Source organism: Streptomyces sp. NPDC051219, from assembly GCF_040682335.1.
In the GTDB taxonomy this organism is placed as follows: Bacteria; Actinomycetota; Actinomycetes; order Streptomycetales; family Streptomycetaceae; genus Streptomyces.
The window spans coordinates 14,796-30,118 of record NZ_JBFBAS010000001.1; the positions used below are offsets into that span (position 1 = coordinate 14,796).

General features: G+C 69.4%; 14 protein-coding genes. 5 read left to right on the top strand and 9 right to left on the bottom strand.

Features of this window, described 5'->3' with window-relative positions:
- Positions 1-177: 177 nt before the first annotated feature.
- Both AB0M62_RS00080 and AB0M62_RS00085 read left to right on the top strand, forming a co-directional pair.
- Positions 178-1,023 (top strand): hypothetical protein, encoded by an 846-nt coding sequence (locus AB0M62_RS00080; RefSeq protein WP_366071770.1) that lies wholly within the window; start codon positions 178-180, stop codon positions 1,021-1,023.
- 119 nt (positions 1,024-1,142) lie between these two features.
- Positions 1,143-1,337, top strand: a complete 195-nt coding sequence (locus tag AB0M62_RS00085; RefSeq protein ID WP_366071771.1) for a hypothetical protein — start codon at positions 1,143-1,145, stop codon at positions 1,335-1,337.
- Between the two features lie 47 nt (positions 1,338-1,384).
- Here the strand turns inward: AB0M62_RS00085 and AB0M62_RS00090 are convergent, their stop codons facing one another.
- Complete coding sequence (locus AB0M62_RS00090) at positions 1,385-1,729, bottom strand: metal-sensitive transcriptional regulator (protein ID WP_366071772.1); 345 nt, start codon at positions 1,727-1,729, stop codon at positions 1,385-1,387.
- Between the two features lie 195 nt (positions 1,730-1,924).
- Here AB0M62_RS00090 and AB0M62_RS00095 point away from each other — a divergent pair, with 195 nt between their 5' ends.
- Together AB0M62_RS00095 and AB0M62_RS00100 are read left to right on the top strand one after the other, a co-directional pair.
- Positions 1,925-2,545, top strand: coding sequence for a DUF47 family protein (locus AB0M62_RS00095; protein ID WP_030858724.1), 621 nt, complete (start codon positions 1,925-1,927; stop codon positions 2,543-2,545).
- Between the two features lie 5 nt (positions 2,546-2,550).
- On the top strand, positions 2,551-3,549 hold the full coding sequence (locus AB0M62_RS00100) for an inorganic phosphate transporter (RefSeq protein ID WP_366071773.1): 999 nt from the start codon (positions 2,551-2,553) through the stop codon (positions 3,547-3,549).
- A gap of 142 nt (positions 3,550-3,691) precedes the next feature.
- Here AB0M62_RS00100 and pstB read toward each other — a convergent pair whose 3' ends face one another.
- From pstB to mshD, 8 genes are all read right to left on the bottom strand, one after another.
- A complete protein-coding gene (pstB, locus tag AB0M62_RS00105) occupies positions 3,692-4,468 on the bottom strand; it encodes a phosphate ABC transporter ATP-binding protein PstB (protein ID WP_366071774.1) in 777 nt (258 codons plus the stop codon).
- Positions 4,469-4,497: 29 nt separating this feature from the next.
- Entirely contained in the window at positions 4,498-5,571 is a 1,074-nt protein-coding gene (gene pstA, locus AB0M62_RS00110; protein ID WP_366071775.1) for a phosphate ABC transporter permease PstA, read from the bottom strand.
- A complete protein-coding gene (pstC, locus tag AB0M62_RS00115) occupies positions 5,568-6,566 on the bottom strand; it encodes a phosphate ABC transporter permease subunit PstC (RefSeq protein ID WP_366071776.1) in 999 nt (332 codons plus the stop codon). Before pstC ends, pstA begins: the two co-directional genes overlap by 4 nt.
- Positions 6,567-6,663: 97 nt before the next feature.
- Complete coding sequence (gene pstS / locus AB0M62_RS00120; protein ID WP_366071777.1) at positions 6,664-7,800, bottom strand: phosphate ABC transporter substrate-binding protein PstS; 1,137 nt, start codon at positions 7,798-7,800, stop codon at positions 6,664-6,666.
- A gap of 546 nt (positions 7,801-8,346) precedes the next feature.
- Positions 8,347-8,751, bottom strand: a complete 405-nt coding sequence (locus AB0M62_RS00125) for an NUDIX hydrolase (RefSeq protein ID WP_366071778.1) — start codon at positions 8,749-8,751, stop codon at positions 8,347-8,349.
- A 10-nt stretch (positions 8,752-8,761) separates the two neighbouring features.
- Positions 8,762-9,763: a CHAD domain-containing protein gene (locus tag AB0M62_RS00130; protein ID WP_366071779.1), complete on the bottom strand. Its 1,002-nt coding sequence runs from the start codon at positions 9,761-9,763 to the stop codon at positions 8,762-8,764.
- Positions 9,744-11,978: an RNA degradosome polyphosphate kinase gene (locus AB0M62_RS00135; protein WP_366071780.1), complete on the bottom strand. Its 2,235-nt coding sequence runs from the start codon at positions 11,976-11,978 to the stop codon at positions 9,744-9,746. The genes AB0M62_RS00130 and AB0M62_RS00135 overlap by 20 nt, the downstream gene beginning before the upstream one ends.
- A 226-nt stretch (positions 11,979-12,204) precedes the next feature.
- Entirely contained in the window at positions 12,205-13,131 is a 927-nt protein-coding gene (mshD, locus tag AB0M62_RS00140; RefSeq protein WP_366071781.1) for a mycothiol synthase, read from the bottom strand.
- A gap of 159 nt (positions 13,132-13,290) precedes the next feature.
- Here mshD and AB0M62_RS00145 point away from each other — a divergent pair, with 159 nt between their 5' ends.
- Positions 13,291-15,114, top strand: a complete 1,824-nt coding sequence (locus AB0M62_RS00145; RefSeq protein ID WP_366071782.1) for a bifunctional metallophosphatase/5'-nucleotidase — start codon at positions 13,291-13,293, stop codon at positions 15,112-15,114.
- The last annotated feature ends 209 nt before the right edge of the window (positions 15,115-15,323 follow it).

Consider the following 15,323-nt stretch of genomic DNA (forward strand, 5'->3'; position numbering starts at 1 on the left):
TCGCTCGTGCTGGTGCGGTGTTCGGGGGCGTTTGGCGGGGCTTGGGAAAGCACGTCTTCACGGTACCTGGACGGGGGGGTTCTCCGGAGCGGGCGTGACGACCGCACCAGGCCGTCGTTAAGCGGAACGGGTGGGGACTCGGGCAGGCAGCGGTTCGGAGTTGGGGGTTGGCAGGCGATGGTGGTGCAGCAGCACAGGCGCAGAGGCGGGGCTCTTGCCGTCGTCGCCCTGGCCGTGGCGGGTGCGGTGGCGACCTCCGGGTGTTCGAGCGGCGCGGACGCCGCGGCCGAGGACCGGCGCGGCGCGGACGCGGTGGATGCCGTGCGCCGGTCCGCGGACGTGCTCGCCGGAACGGGGAGCGCCAAGGCCCGTACGTCCATGGAGATGGCGACCGGTGGGACGCGGGTCACCATCCGGGGCGAGGGCAGCTTCGACTTCCGGCAGCGGATCGGGCAGCTGGAGGTCATGCTGCCGAAGGATCCCAGTGGCAAGGAAGGGCACCGGCCGATCACGGAGCTGCTGGCTCCGGGTGCGCTGTACATGAAGAACCGGGGAGCGGGCGTGCCGGCCGACAAGTGGGTGCGGGTGGACACGACGACCCTGCCGGACGGGAACCTGGTGACGGGCGGGGCCACCGATCCCCTCGCCGCGGCAGAACTGCTGCGGGGCGCGCGGGACGTGACGTACGTGGGCGAGACCGATCTGGCCGGAACCAAGGTCCTGCACTACCGCGGGGTCACCGACATCGCGCGGGCCGCGCGGGTCGCGTCACCGCAGACGCGGAGCGCGCTGGCGGCAGCGGCGAAAGGGTTCAGCAAGAACGCCGTGCCGTTCGACGTGTACCTCGACGAGCAGGGGCGGCTGCGCAAGGTCCGGCACCGGTTCAGCTTCGTCAACGGGAAGGGGAAGGAGGGCGGTGCGGTGGCGGTCGCGTCGACGACGCTGTTGTTCGGGTTCGGTGCACCGGTGAAGGTGCAGCTCCCTCCCGCCCGGGACATTTTCGCGGGGAAGATCGCTGACTGACAGGGGCGGTCGGCGGGCCGGAAACCGCTCGGATGGTGGCGCTAAATGGTCCGTCCGTGCCATGCGCGGTGTGTATCCCGCTCCCTACGCTAGGAAGCCGACGACGGCAGAAAGAGGTGATGCACGTGACTCCGGCTCGCGGTACGGCAGTTCAGGATCACGTGGCCCTCGCCGAGATCGAGCTGTGTGGTGAGTTGATCATCGCGGCATCCGCCGCGGACGAGGAGCGGCTCAGCGCGGACCGTATCGACGAGGTGCTGGAAGTCGCCGCGCAGCAGTCCGAGCGCGGGCGGACGGCGGACTATCGGTTGTAGTGCCGCGGGGGGCTTGCCGGTCACGGCCTTGCCCCCCGCCTCCGTGGTCAGGTCCGCAGCAGCCGGGCGATGGCCTTCGTGGCCTCCTCGACCTTCGCGTCGATCTCCTCGCCGCCCTTGACCGCGGCATCGGCGACGCAGTGGCGCAAGTGCTCCTCCAGGAGCTGGAGGGCGAAGGACTGCAGGGCCTTCGTGGATGCCGATACCTGGGTGAGTATGTCGATGCAGTACACGTCCTCGTCGACGAGCCGCTGCAGCCCGCGGATCTGACCCTCGATGCGGCGCAGTCGTTTGAGGTGCTCGTCCTTCTGCTTGTGGTAGCCGTGCACTACCGCCTCGTGTCCGGAGGTCGCTTCGGGCGTCGTCGCGCCGGCCGCTTCGGTGGTCGTCATCGCGTCCTCCCGTTGTATTTCAAGGGGTCGTATACCCCTCATGGGTATATGGTAACGAATGGTACGGATACGACCCGGGGGCCCGTGCCGCTCGAAGTGCCCGATGGGCGACACTGAGGTCTTGCCGGTTAGCCGTGGCCGGATGATGCGCCTAGCATCACCCTGACCGAATCCAATGCACCCCGAGGACCCCACGTGCGATTTCGTCTGACCCCCAGGGAGACGAGCTTCTACGACATGTTCGCCGCATCCGCGGACAACATCGTCACGGGCTCCAAGCTCCTGATGGAACTGCTCGGGGCGGACTCCTCCGCCCGGGCCGAGATCGCGGAGCGCATGCGGGCAGCGGAGCACGCGGGGGACGACGCCACCCACGCGATCTTCCACCAGCTGAACTCCTCGTTCATCACGCCGTTCGACCGCGAGGACATCTACAACCTCGCTTCTTCGCTCGACGACATCATGGACTTCATGGAGGAGGCCGTCGACCTGGTCGTGCTGTACCAGGTCGAGGAGCTGCCCAAGGGTGTCGAGCAGCAGATCGAGGTGCTGGCGCGGGCGGCCGAGCTGACCGCCGAGGCCATGCCGCACCTGCGGACCATGGACAACCTCACGGAGTACTGGATCGAGGTCAACCGGCTCGAGAACCAGGCCGACCAGATCCACCGCAAGCTCCTCGCCACTCTCTTCAACGGCAAGTACGACGCCATTGAGGTGCTCAAGCTCAAGCAGATCGTCGATGTGCTCGAGGAGGCTGCCGACGCGTTCGAGCACGTCGCGAACACGGTGGAGACCATCGCGGTCAAGGAGTCCTGAATCTCGTGGACACCTTTGCGCTGATCGTGACCATCGGCGTCGCGCTCGGCTTCACGTACACCAATGGCTTCCACGACTCCGCGAACGCCATCGCGACCTCGGTGTCCACGCGGGCGCTGACTCCGCGTGCGGCCCTCGCGATGGCCGCGGTCATGAACCTGGCCGGGGCGTTCCTCGGGCAGGGGGTCGCCAAGACCGTCAGTGAAGGACTGATCGCGACGCCGCAGGGCGCGCGGGGTATGGGCATTCTCTTCGCGGCGCTGGTCGGCGCGATCGTCTGGAACCTGATCACCTGGTACTTCGGACTGCCGTCCTCTTCTTCGCACGCGCTGTTCGGCGGCATGGTGGGTGCCGCGCTCGCCGGCGGTACAGAGGTGATCTGGACCGGGGTGCTCGAGAAGGTCGTCATCCCGATGTTCCTCTCGCCCCTCGTGGGCATGGCGGCCGGCTATCTGGTGATGGTCGCGATCATGTGGATGTTCCGCAGATCGAATCCGGCCAAGGCCAAGCGCGGCTTCCGGATGGCGCAGACCGTCTCGGCGGCGGGCATGGCCCTCGGTCACGGTCTGCAGGACGCGCAGAAGACCATGGGCATCGTGGTGATGGCCCTGGTCATCGCGGATGTGGAGGATGCGGGCGACCCCATCCCGGTGTGGGTGAAGGTCGCCTGTGCGGTGATGCTGTCGCTCGGTACGTACGCGGGTGGCTGGCGCATCATGCGGACGCTCGGCCGGAAGATCATCGAACTGGATCCGCCGCAGGGGTTCGCGGCCGAGACGACCGGCGCCTCGATCATGTTCGGCTCGGCGTTCATCTTCCACGCGCCGATCTCGACGACCCACGTGATCACCTCGGCGATCATGGGTGTAGGAGCGACGAAGCGGGTGAACGCGGTGCGGTGGGGTGTCGCGAAGAACATCGTTCTGGGCTGGTTCATCACGATGCCGGCCGCGGCGATGGTCGCGGCGCTGAGCTTCTGGATCGTGAACCTGGCCTTCGGCTGACGGCTCGCGGAGCCACAGCGGCGAGGGCCGCGGCACCGCACCGGACAAAGAAAGCGGGCCCGCCCCCTGGGAGAGGGGGCGGGCCCTTCGTCTTGCGGTGGCACCGCCATGCAGCACCGCAGGACGGCTCTGTGCCGGCTGCTTATCCGAAGCGGCCGGAGATGTAGTCCTCGGTCGCCTGAACCGACGGGTTGGAGAAGATCCGCTCGGTGTCGTCGAGCTCGATGAGCTTGCCGGGCTGGCCGACCGCCGCGAGGTTGAAGAACGCCGTGCGGTCTGAGACGCGGGCCGCCTGCTGCATGTTGTGCGTCACGATGACGATCGTGAAGCGCTCCTTCAGCTCACCGATCAGGTCCTCGATCGCGAGGGTGGAGATCGGGTCGAGGGCGGAGCAGGGCTCGTCCATCAGCAGGACCTGCGGCTCGACCGCGATCGCGCGGGCGATGCACAGACGCTGCTGCTGGCCGCCGGACAGGCCCGAGCCGGGCTTGTTCAGGCGGTCCTTGACCTCGTTCCAGAGGTTGGCGCCCTTGAGGGACCGCTCGACGATCTCGGCGAGCTCGTTCTTCTTGTACGAGCCGTTCAGGCGCAGCCCGGCCGCCACGTTGTCGAAGATCGACATGGTGGGGAACGGGTTCGGGCGCTGGAAGACCATGCCGACCGTACGGCGCACGGCGACCGGGTCGACGCCCGCACCGTAGAGGTTCTCGTCGTCCAGGAGGACCTTGCCCTCGACGCGGCCGCCGGGGGTGACCTCGTGCATCCGGTTGAGGGTGCGGAGAAACGTGGACTTGCCGCAGCCGGACGGGCCGATGAAGGCGGTCACGGAGCGGGGCTCGACGGTCATGGAGATGTCGTCGATGGCGAGGTGGCTGCCGTAGTAGGCGGAGAGGCCGCTGACGTCGATTCGCTTGGCCATGAGGTCACTTCACTTTCTTGTGGCCGCGGTCAGCGACCGGTCTTCGGGGCCTTCCAGCGGGCTATGCCGCGGGCCACCAGGTTCAGGATCATGACGAAGGCGATCAGGACGAGAGCCGCGGCCCAGGCCCGGTCGACGGAGGCGTCGGTGCCGACCGCGTACTGCTCGTACACGTACAGCGGGAGCGACGACTGGGCGCCTTCGAAGGGGTTCGGGTTGATCAGCTTCGTGCCGAAGACGAGCAGCAGAACCGGGGCGGTCTCACCGGTGATACGCGCCACCGCCAGCATCACACCGGTGGTGATGCCGCCGATGGCGGTCGGGAGGACCACCTTGATGATCGTGCGCCACTTGGGGACGCCCAGGGCGAGGGAGGCCTCGCGCAGCTCGTTCGGGACGAGCTTGAGCATCTCCTCGGTGGAGCGGACCACCACCGGCATCATCAGGATGGCGAGGGCCATCGCGCCGGCGAATCCGGAAGGCCCGAAGCCCAGGATCAGATTCCATGTGGCGAGGATGAACAGACCCGCGACGATCGACGGGATGCCCGTCATGACGTCGACGAAGAAGGTGACCGCCTGCGCCAGCTTTCCGCGCCCGTACTCGACCAGGTACACCGCGGTGAGCAGACCGATCGGCGCGGCGATCAGGGTCGCGATGCCGACCTGCTCCAGGGTGCCGAGCAGCGCGTGGTAGACGCCGCCGCCCTCGTCCGTGTCGAGCAGACCGCTCATCGAGTGCGACAAGAAGTACGGGTCGAGGACCTTCATGCCCTTGGTGATCGTCACCCAGGCCAGCGAGAGCAGCGGGATGACGGCGAGGATGAAGCAGACCCAGACGATACTGGTGGCGACCCGGTCCTTGCCCTGGCGGCTGCCCTCGACCTTGGCGGTGATCGCGTAGGTGGCGATCACGAAGATCAGGGCCGACAGCAGGCCCCACTGGACCCGGCTGTGCCAGCCCGCGGCCAGGCCGAGGCCGCAGCCCGCGGCGACGGAGCCGACGGCGATCGCGGCCGGGGCCCAGCGCGGGAGGCGGGCGTGGGCGAGGGACGTCGGGCGTACCGGGGTGGCGGGGCGCTTGTCCTGAAGGGTCTGGCTCATGCGTTGGCCCCCGAGTACTCCTTGCGGCGGGCGATGATCCACCGCGCTGCGCCGTTGACCAGCAGAGTGATGGCGAAGAGGACGAGGCCGGAGGCGATCAGGGCGTCGCGGCCGAACTCGTCGGCCTCGTTGAACTTCGCGGCGATGTTCTGGGCGAAGGTGCCGCCGCCCGGGTCGAGCAGGTGGCCGGAGATGATGAAGCTGGGGGAGAGGACGACCGCGACGGCCATCGTCTCGCCGAGCGCGCGGCCCAGACCCAGCATCGAGGCGCTGATGATGCCCGAGCGGCCGAAGGGCAGGACCGACATCCGGATGACTTCCCAGCGGGTGGCACCGAGGGCCAGCGCGGCCTCTTCGTGTGCCTTCGGCGACTGGAGGAAGACCTCGCGGGTGACGTTGGTGATGATCGGCAGGATCATGATCGCCAGCAGGATGCCGACGGTGAACAGGTTGCGGGCGACGCCTTCGCTTGTCCGCTCGAAGATGTACGTCCAGCCCAGGAACTCGTTCAGCCACTTGTTCAGGCCGTCCAGGTACGGGACCAGGAAGACGGCGCCCCAGAGGCCGTAGATGATGCTCGGTACCGCGGCCAGCAGGTCGACGACGTACGCGAGCGGACCGGCCAGCCTGCGCGGCGCGTAGTGGGAGATGAAGAGCGCGATGCCGATCGCTACCGGCACGGCGATCACCATGGCGATGACCGAGCTGACGACCGTGCCGTACGCGAGGACGGCGATGCCGAAGACCGGCGGGTCGCCGGCCGGGTTCCACTCGGAGGTGGTGAGGAAGTTGCCTTCGTCCTTGGAGATGGCGAGGGCTGCCCGGTAGGTGAGGAAGGCCGCGATGGCGGCCATGATCACCAGCAGGGTGATGCCGGACCCCCGGGACAGGCCCAGGAAGATCCGGTCGCCGGGGCGGGTGGCCCCCCGGCTCGTGCGCTTATCGAGCGGCTCCGCCGGCGGCGGGGCTCCATTGGTCTGTGTTGCTATATCCATCGGTTTTCTCCGGTCTGCGGAGCCTTGGAGGCTCCTGGCGGCGGTGCACCGGAAGGCGCGGCCGGCCTCGGGTTACGGGGCCGGCCGCGGTCGGGGGTCAGGACAGGGTGGGAACGACCTCGCGGACCTTGGCCGCGATCTCGGCCGGGATCGGCGCGTAGCCGGCGTCCGACAGGATCTTCTGGCCCTCGTCGCTGATGGCGTAGTTCAGGAACGCCTTGACGGCGGGCAGCGTCTCGGCCTTGTTGCCCTTGTCGCAGGCGATCTCGTACGTCACCAGGACGATCGGGTAGGCACCCTCGGCCTTGGTGGCGTAGTCGAGCTCCAGGGCGAGGTCCTTGCCCGTGCCCTTGACCTTGGCGGCGGCGATCGCCTTGGAGGCGTTCTCCGAGTTGGCCTCGACCGGGGCGGAGGCGCCGGTGTCGATCTTGACGGCGTTCAGCTTGCTGGCGGTGGCGTAGGACAGCTCGAAGTAGCCGATCGCGCCGTCGGTGCCCTTGACGCCCGCGGCGACACCGGAGGAACCGCTGGCGGCCTGGCCACCGGCGGCGAGCCACGACTTCGACTTCGGGTCGTGCTTCCACTCGGCCGGGGCGGCCTTGCTGAGGTACTTGCCGAGGTTCTGCGTGGTGCCGGACTCGTCGGAGCGGTGGAACGCCTGGATCGTGGTGCTCGGGAGCTTGACGCCCGGGTTGAGCTTGGCGATAGCCGGGTCGTCCCACTTCTTGATCTTCGAGTCGAAGATCTTGGCGAGGGTGGGGGCGTCCAGGACGAGGTTGTCCACGCCGCTCAGGTTGTAGCCGATCGCGACCGGGCCGCCGACCATCGGGAGGTTGATGCCCTGGCCGCCCGTGCAGATCTTCTTCGAGTCGGCGACCTCGGTGTCCTTCAGCGCCGAGTCGGAACCGGCGAAGGCGACCTGGCCCTGGTTGAACTTGGTGATACCGCCACCGGAGCCGATGGGCTGGTAGTTGATCTCCACGCCGGAACAGGCGGCCTGGAAGTTCTTGACCCACAGGTCCATGGCGTTCTTCTGCGCGGACGAGCCGGCGGCGAGGAGCTGGCCCTTGGCGTCGTCGCACTTGATGTTGCTGGCGGCCTTGGTGTTGCCGCCGTCCGTGCCGCCCGTGCCGCTGTTGTCGTCCGAGCCGCACGCCGTGAGGACCAGGGCGCCGGAGACGGCGAGGGCGCCGAGCGCGGTGGCGCGAAGCCGGTTCTTGCGCTGAAGCTTCACTTTCGGGTGTTCCTTCCAGGAGCCGCCGGTCTCTGTCAGGGCGGCGTGCGAAGAGTTCTATGCGTCGTTGCGCGGCTGGGACCAGCTTGCGTCCGTGGCTCGCACCGTGCACTGCCGAAATTAGGCAGAACAGGTGAAGCGGCCGACGGGGGTGAGTGAACGGCGGGTGAACCGTGGCGGACAGCCCGGTGCGGGGGTCCTGGCGGGGTGGGGTGCGGGTGCGGGTGCGGGGGTGGGGCGGACGCCCCGGGGCGGTGCCGCCCCGGGGCGTCTCCTCGGACGGCGAACGTTCGGCGGGGTGGGTTCTTCGGCGGGTTTTTGTTCGCCGCCCTGCGGGGAGCGCCCCGAGACGTCCCCACCCCGAGACGTCCCCACCCCGAGACGTCGCCACCTTCGGGGCATCCCCGCCCCGCTTTCTCGCCCCGCTTGTCCCCCCGGCCCCCCACCCCCGGGGCATCCGCACCCCGCTTGTCCCCACCCCGGGGCGTTCCCACTTCGGTCGTCCCCACCCCGGCGTCCTCGTGCGGGTGGGGGAGGTGGTGGGGGTTAGGTGGGGTGGTGGAGGTTGTGGGGCAGGGCGTCGATCAGGGTTTTGTCGCGGGGCTGGGTGAGGCGGTTGCGGGCCGCCGCCGGGGGCAGCCATAGAATCCGGTCCACCTCCGAGTTCGGGACGAAGCCGCCGGAGACCGCCTCCGCCTCCCAGTACGACACCACCTTGGGGCGGCCCTGGGCGAAGTACCGGACGGTGGGCAGACGCGCCCCGGGCAGGCAGACGTAACCAGTTTCCTCCAGCACCTCGCGCACCGCGCAGGCCAGCGGGGTCTCGCCGGGCTTGAGTTTGCCTTTGGGGTGCGACCAGTCGTCGTACTTCGGCCGGTGCACCAGGCAGATCTCCAGCCCGCCCGAGCGACGCCACAGCACGCAGCCGGCGGCGAGCACCACATCGGTCATGGCCGGCCGTTCATGTCGCGGTCACCACGCTCCGCTGCCAGAGCTGCTGGAACCCGAATCGCGCCGCCTCCACCTCGTGCCGCTGGTCCGCGTGGAGCACGCCCAGCGCGTACGCCGTGGCCGGGGCGATGCGTGGCGTGCGGGCCGCCGCCGCGGAGGCGGCAGCCGCCTCGGCCGCGTCCCGGTGCCGGTCGAGTGTCTCGCTGGCGCCGGCCAGCCGGGTGGCGTCGGCTCCCAGTACCTCCTGCGCGTAACGGTGCAGCCGGAGCAGCAGGCGGACTTGGTGCCAGGGCGCGTCCTGCCGCTCGCTCGCGGGCGCGGAGCCGAGGCCGTGGACGAGCGCCTCGGCGTTGTACGGGTGCGCGGCGCGGCCCAGGGGCAGCGCGGCCACCGCCTCCGCGAGGCGCGCCTCGACCCTGGCGGCGAGCGGAAGCAGGGCGTCGCACTCGTGGGCGGCCTCCGCCGGGGCGAGGGGTACGTCCGAGGCCAGCACGGCCACGGCGTCGGCGACCGCATGGAACCGGGAGGAGCCCAGGGCCTGAAGGGCCGCCGAGTGCGCTCGGGTCCGCGCCAGGGTGAGCTGGCGCTCCAGCAGCGCCCCCGCGCGGGCCGCCCCCACGGTGAGTGCGCCGGGCTTCGCGACGGTTCCGGCTGCGTCCGGCTCGGTGCGGGCGGTGGGCAGCTGGGCGCCCGAGAGGCGGTGCAGCGCGTCGAGGAGCCGGTCCAGCCGGGAGGAGCAGGCGTGCTCGAGTGCCAGGGTGCCGGAGAGCCAGGCGAGCTCCGTACGGAGGCCGTCCGCCCAGGCCTGGTCCGTCAGCGGACGGAAGGTGTGCAGGGTGCCGCTGATACGGCGGGCGGCGCGGCGCAGCGCGCGCGCCGCGTCCGAGGCCTCCGCCGCGGCCACTCCGCTCTCGCCGTGCATGCGCAGGCTGCGGAGGAACTCCGTGGCCTGGCTCTGCAGGTATTCCGTAAGTGCGTCACCTGCGGTGGAGTCATGGTGTTGCTGAGCCACGCCGGCGCCTCCGGGCGTCTATGAGCATCTCCTGTACATGCCGCAGCGGATGACCGTCCGCGTCCGTGCCGTGCCGGGTCCAGTTGCCGTCCGGACCGAGGTGCCAGGACGCCGTGGAGTCGGACATGCCCGTTTCCAGCATCCGGTCGAGTGCCGCGCGGTGGGCCGGGTCGGTGACCCGGACCAGTGCCTCGATCCGGCGGTCGAGGTTGCGGTGCATCATGTCGGCGCTGCCGAACCAGATCTCGGGCTCGCCGCCGTTGCCGAAGGCGAAGACCCGCGAGTGCTCGAGGAAGCGGCCGAGGACGGACCGGACCCGGATGTTCTCCGAGAGGCCGGTCACGCCCGGCCGCAGCGCGCAGATGCCGCGGACCCAGACATCGACGGGGACGCCGGCCTGCGAGGCGCGGTAGAGCGCGTCGATGACGGCCTCGTCGACCATCGAGTTGACCTTGATGCGTACGTACGCGGGGCGGCCCGCGCGGTGGTGCTGCGCCTCTTTGTTGATCCGCGATATCAGCCCGTCCCGGAGGGACTTGGGGGCCACCAGCAGACGCCGGTAGGTCTCGCGGCGGGAGTAGCCGGAGAGCCGGTTGAAGAGGTCGGAGAGGTCCGCGCCTACCTGCGGGTCCGCGGTGAGCAGGCCGAGGTCCTCGTACAGCCTGGCCGTCTTGGGGTGGTAGTTGCCGGTGCCGACGTGCGAGTAGCGGCGGAGGGTGTCGCCCTCCTGGCGGACCACCAGGGACAGCTTGCAGTGCGTCTTCAGGCCGACCAGTCCGTACACGACGTGGCAGCCGGCCTCCTCCAGCTTTCGCGCCCACTTGATGTTGGCCTGCTCGTCGAAACGGGCCTTGATCTCGACGAGGACGAGGACCTGCTTGCCGGACTCCGCGGCGTCTATCAGGGCGTCCACGATGGGCGAGTCGCCCGAGGTCCGGTACAGCGTCTGCTTGATCGCCAGGACGTCAGGATCGCTTGCGGCCTGCTCCAGGAAGGCCTGGACGGAGGTCGAGAAGGAGTCGTACGGGTGGTGCAGCAGGACGTCCCGCTCGCGCAGCGCGGCGAAGATGTCGGGCGCCGACGCGGACTCCACCTCCGCGAGGTCGCGGTGGGTGCCGGCCACGAACTTGGGGTACTTCAGCTCGGGCCGGTCCAGCGAGGAGATGCCGAAGAGGCCGGTGAGGTCCAGCGGACCGGGCAGCGGGTAGACCTCGGCGGCGGAGACCTTCAGCTCCTGGACGAGGAGGTCCAGTACACCCGGGTCGATGGACTCCTCGACCTCGAGGCGGACGGGCGGGCCGAAGCGGCGCCGCATGAGCTCCTTCTCGAGAGCCTGGAGGAGGTTCTCGGCGTCGTCCTCCTCGACCTCCAGGTCCTCGTTCCGGGTCACCCGGAACATGTGGGTCGCCAGAACCTCCATCCCGGGGAAGAGCTCCTCCAGGTGCGCCGCGATGACGTCCTCCAGCGGGACGTACCGCTGCGGCGAGGCCTCCAGGAAGCGGGACAGCAGCGGCGGCACCTTGACCCGGGCGAAGTGCCGGTGGCCGCTGACCGGGTTCCGGACGACCACGGCGAGGTTCAGCGAGAGGCCCGAGATGTACGGGAAGGGGTGCGCGGGGTCGACGGCCAGCGGGGTCAGGACGGGAAAGATCTGCTGGCGGAAGAGCGTGAAGAGGCGCGCCTGCTCCTTCTCGGTCAGCTCCGGCCAGCGGATGAGGTGGACGCCGTCCTCGGCCAGCGCCGGGGCGACGTCCTGCTGGAAGCAGGCGGCGTGCCGGGCCATGAGCTCGCGGGACCGGGTCCAGATGAGGTCCAGCACCTCGCGGGGCTGCAGGCCGGACGCGGAGCGGGTGGCGACGCCGGTGGCGATGCGGCGCTTCAGGCCGGCCACCCGGACCATGAAGAACTCGTCCAGGTTGCTGGCGAAGATCGCGAGGAAGTTCGCCCGTTCCAGGAGAGGGGTCGCCGGGTCCTCGGCCAGTTCGAGAACGCGTTCGTTGAACGCCAGCCAGCTGCGCTCCCGGTCCAGGAAACGGCCCTGGGGGAGTTCCTCGCCATCGTTGTCGGCCTCTTCGTACCCGTCCAGGTCGGCATCGAGGTCCGGTTCCAGGTCGGACACGACCGCGGCGACCGTATGGGGGCGGTGCGCGGCTATGGAGCCGACTGACGGCTGGGGGTGCTGGACCGGGACCTCGGCGCTGGGCTGCTGGCTCATAAGTCCATTGTTCCGCGCGCGGGGGAGTACAGGCGCGCCGGAAGCGGCCGGGGTGAGGTGAAAGCTCCCGTTGGGTGGGGTGACAGCGGGCTGCATTCACCGAGGTTCGCAAGCGTGTCTGAATGGCCGGTAACGGCGACATGACGTGCAGGCTGCGGTGCCCCGTCCCGCCGCGGAAGGGAGACCCGGTGCGCAGGCCCCTTCGGACCCGTTTCAGGAGCCCCGGTCAGGACTCCGTGCGGTACATCAGGTCCGTCTCGTGGGTGACGAAGCCGAGGCGTTCGTACACCTTCAGTGCCCCCGCATTGTCCGCGTCGACGTAGAGCATCGCCGCCGGCAGGCCCTGGGCCGCCAGGTGACGCAGGCCGATCGAGGTGAGGGCCTTGCCGAGGCCGCCGCCCTGGACGCCCGGACTGATACCGAGGACGTAGACCTCGCCGAGCTGTTCCGTGGCGTGGACCTTCGTCCAGTGGAAGCCGACGATCTCGCCTCCACGCTCGGCCAGGAAGAAGCCCTTCGGGTCGAACCAGGGCTCCGCCTTGCGGTCGTCGAGATCGCGCTGGGTGAGCGAGCCCTGTTCGGGGTGGTGCGCGAACGCGGCGGCGTTCACGGCGAGCCAGGCCGCGTCGTCGTCGCCCGGGACGAAGGTACGGACGGTGATGCCGGCCGGCAGTACCGGCTCGGGGATCGGGTCGCCGTCGTTCAACGGGCGGCGGAGCTGGCGCAGTTCGCGGAAGAGGGTGAGGCCGAGGACCTGGGAGAGGTGCCGGGCGGCCGACTTGCCGCCGTGCGCCCAGACCCGGAGACGTTTGCCGGAGGCGGCGAGGAGCGCGGCGCCGAGCGCCCGGCCGTGGCCGCGGCCGCGGAACGACGGGTGGACGACCAGCTCGGCGGCCGGGGCTTCCACCGGGTCGGTGTCCTCCAGCTGCGCGTACCCCGCCAGCCTGCCGTGTTCGGTGAGCAGGAAGTGCCGTACGCCTTCCCGCCTGCCTGCGCGGAGCTGGAGCCTGCCCTGCTCGGAGACGGCCTGCATGCCGTCGCTGTGTGCGGCCTCGGCCAGCAGGTCCAGGACCGCTTGTGCCTGTTCGGCGGTGAGCTCGTCGAGGGTCTGGATCTGCCGGCCGGGCTCCAGAGCTGCTGCTGCGTCAGTCATGAGTACGAGCCTACGGCGAGACAGGCCCGGCCCAGGGCGTGTGCCGCACCCCTTTCCCGCAACCTGCTCGTAACCCTGACCCCCTGTCGCGCTACGCGCGTTGACCGTAGGCTGCGCAAGCAATTTCACAGTTGTCTCGCTGTCCGCAAAGGGGAACTGATGTCAGCGACACCACAACGGCCCAGCAGAACGCGCCGGTTGACCCTCGGCGCCGTGGCGGTCGCAGCCACGGCAGGCGCCCTGGCCGCCGCCGCTCTTCCGGCAGGGGCCGACAGTGGTGACCGCCAAGGCGGGGGATACCACCACAAGCCGTCGCGGACCGTCGACGTGCAGCTGCTGTCGTTCAACGACCTGCACGGCAATCTGGAGCCGCCGGCCGGCTCGGCCGGGACGGTCACCGAGAAGCAGGCCGACGGTACGAGCAAGGTGATACCGGCCGGTGGAGTGGAGTACCTGGCAACCTCGCTGCGCAAGGCGCGCGAGGGCCGGCCGTACTCCGTCACCGCGGCCGGCGGCGACATGGTCGGCGCGAGCCCGCTGCTCTCGGGGCTCTTCCACGACGAGCCGACCATCGAGGCGCTCAACAAGCTGAAGCTCGACGTATCGGCCGTGGGCAACCACGAGTTCGACGAGGGCGCGGTCGAGCTGGCCCGTCTGCAGAACGGCGGCTGTCACCCGGTCGAGGGCTGCTTCGAGGAGGGCAAGAAGTTCCGGGGAGCCGACTTCCCGTACCTCGCCGCGAATGTGACGAAGGAGAAGACCGGCCGGCCGATCCTGGAGCCGTACACGGTCTGGAAGAAGAACGGCGTCAAGATCGGATTCATCGGGGTGACCCTCGAGGGCACTCCGGACATCGTCACGGCCAACGGCGTCAAGGGCCTGAAGTTCCACGACGAGATCGAGACCGTCAACAAGTACGCCAAGAAGCTCGACCGCATGGGCGTCAAGTCCATCGTGGCGCTGATCCACGAGGGCGGCTCGCCCGCTTCGACGGCGTACAACTACGACTGCGACTCCCCGGGTGCGGGTGACGGCATCTCCGGCCCGATCGTGGACATCGCCAAGGGCATCACTCCGAATGTGGACGCGCTGGTCACCGGCCACACCCACCAGGCGTACGTGTGCACGGTCCCGGACCCGTCCGGCAAGCCGCGCATGGTCACCTCGGCATCCTCGTACGGCAAGCTCTACACGGACACCACGCTCACGTACGACCGCCGCACCAAGGACATCGTCCGTACGTCCGTGAAGTCGGCGAACCACGTCGTCACCCGCGACCAGGAGAAGGCCGCGGACATGACCTCGCTCATCGAGCGCTGGAACAAGCTGGCCGCGCCGATCGCCAACAAGCCGCAGGGCTTCATCTCCGCCGATATCAACGGGCGTGGCTCGACCGCTCCCGAGAAGCCGCTGGGTGACCTGATCGCGGACGCGCAGCTGGAAGGCCTGGCGCCGGCCGACAAGGGCGGCGCGCAGCTCGCCCTGATGAACCCGGGCGGCATCCGCTCGGACCTGGTCTTCAAGGCGAGCGGCAGCGAGGGCGACGGGGTGGTGACGTACGGCGAGGCGTTCACCGTGCAGCCGTTCACCAACATGATGAACGTCGTGGACCTGACCGGCGCTCAGCTGATCACCACGCTGCAGCAGCAGGTCAGCGGCCCGAACGAGGCCTCGCCGAAGATCCTTCAGGTTTCGAAGGGCTTCACCTACACGCTGGACCTCACCAAGGCGGGCGCTGCCCGGATCGTGGTCGACTCGGTCAAGCTGGACGGCGTCGCGATCGACCCGGCCAAGACCTACCGCGTCGCGATGAACGAGTTCCTGGCGGGTGGCGGTGACGGCTTCCCCGTCCTGAAGGAGCACAAGAACAAGCTGGTCGGCGCGTCCGACCTGGATCTCTTCAACGCCTACCTGGCGGCGCACTCGACGGCGTCTTCGCCGATCGCGCCGCCCGCCGCCGACCGGATCACGGTCGTCAAGTAGTCGTTGACCAGCGGGACGTACCGCAGCGGGGCGGTGGGCATGGTGTGCCTGCCGCCCCGCTGTGCGTCGCGAATCTCCCGTCGCGGGCCTTCCCGCCGCGAAACCCGGATACGAACCTCACGACAGGAATCTCCCCACGCGGTCCTTTCGAACATGACCTGTACACGTCATAATCCGAGGGCCGATCGGGCGGCCGACCACCGACGACC

Bases quoted from the DNA above. Each gene is read 5' to 3' on its own strand.
- AB0M62_RS00135 (WP_366071780.1), bottom strand. From the start codon at position 11,978: ATGAGCCAGCAGCCCAGCGCCGAGGTCCCGGTCCAGCACCCCCAGCCG.
- mshD (WP_366071781.1), bottom strand. From the start codon at position 13,131: ATGACTGACGCAGCAGCAGCTCTGGAGCCCGGCCGGCAGATCCAGACC.
- AB0M62_RS00125 (WP_366071778.1), bottom strand. From the start codon at position 8,751: ATGACCGATGTGGTGCTCGCCGCCGGCTGCGTGCTGTGGCGTCGCTCG.
- pstA (WP_366071775.1), bottom strand. From the start codon at position 5,571: ATGAGCCAGACCCTTCAGGACAAGCGCCCCGCCACCCCGGTACGCCCG.
- AB0M62_RS00145 (WP_366071782.1), top strand. From the start codon at position 13,291: ATGTCAGCGACACCACAACGGCCCAGCAGAACGCGCCGGTTGACCCTC.
- AB0M62_RS00090 (WP_366071772.1), bottom strand. From the start codon at position 1,729: ATGACGACCACCGAAGCGGCCGGCGCGACGACGCCCGAAGCGACCTCC.
- pstC (WP_366071776.1), bottom strand. From the start codon at position 6,566: ATGGATATAGCAACACAGACCAATGGAGCCCCGCCGCCGGCGGAGCCG.
- AB0M62_RS00085 (WP_366071771.1), top strand. From the start codon at position 1,143: ATGCACGTGACTCCGGCTCGCGGTACGGCAGTTCAGGATCACGTGGCC.
- pstB (WP_366071774.1), bottom strand. From the start codon at position 4,468: ATGGCCAAGCGAATCGACGTCAGCGGCCTCTCCGCCTACTACGGCAGC.
- AB0M62_RS00080 (WP_366071770.1), top strand. From the start codon at position 178: ATGGTGGTGCAGCAGCACAGGCGCAGAGGCGGGGCTCTTGCCGTCGTC.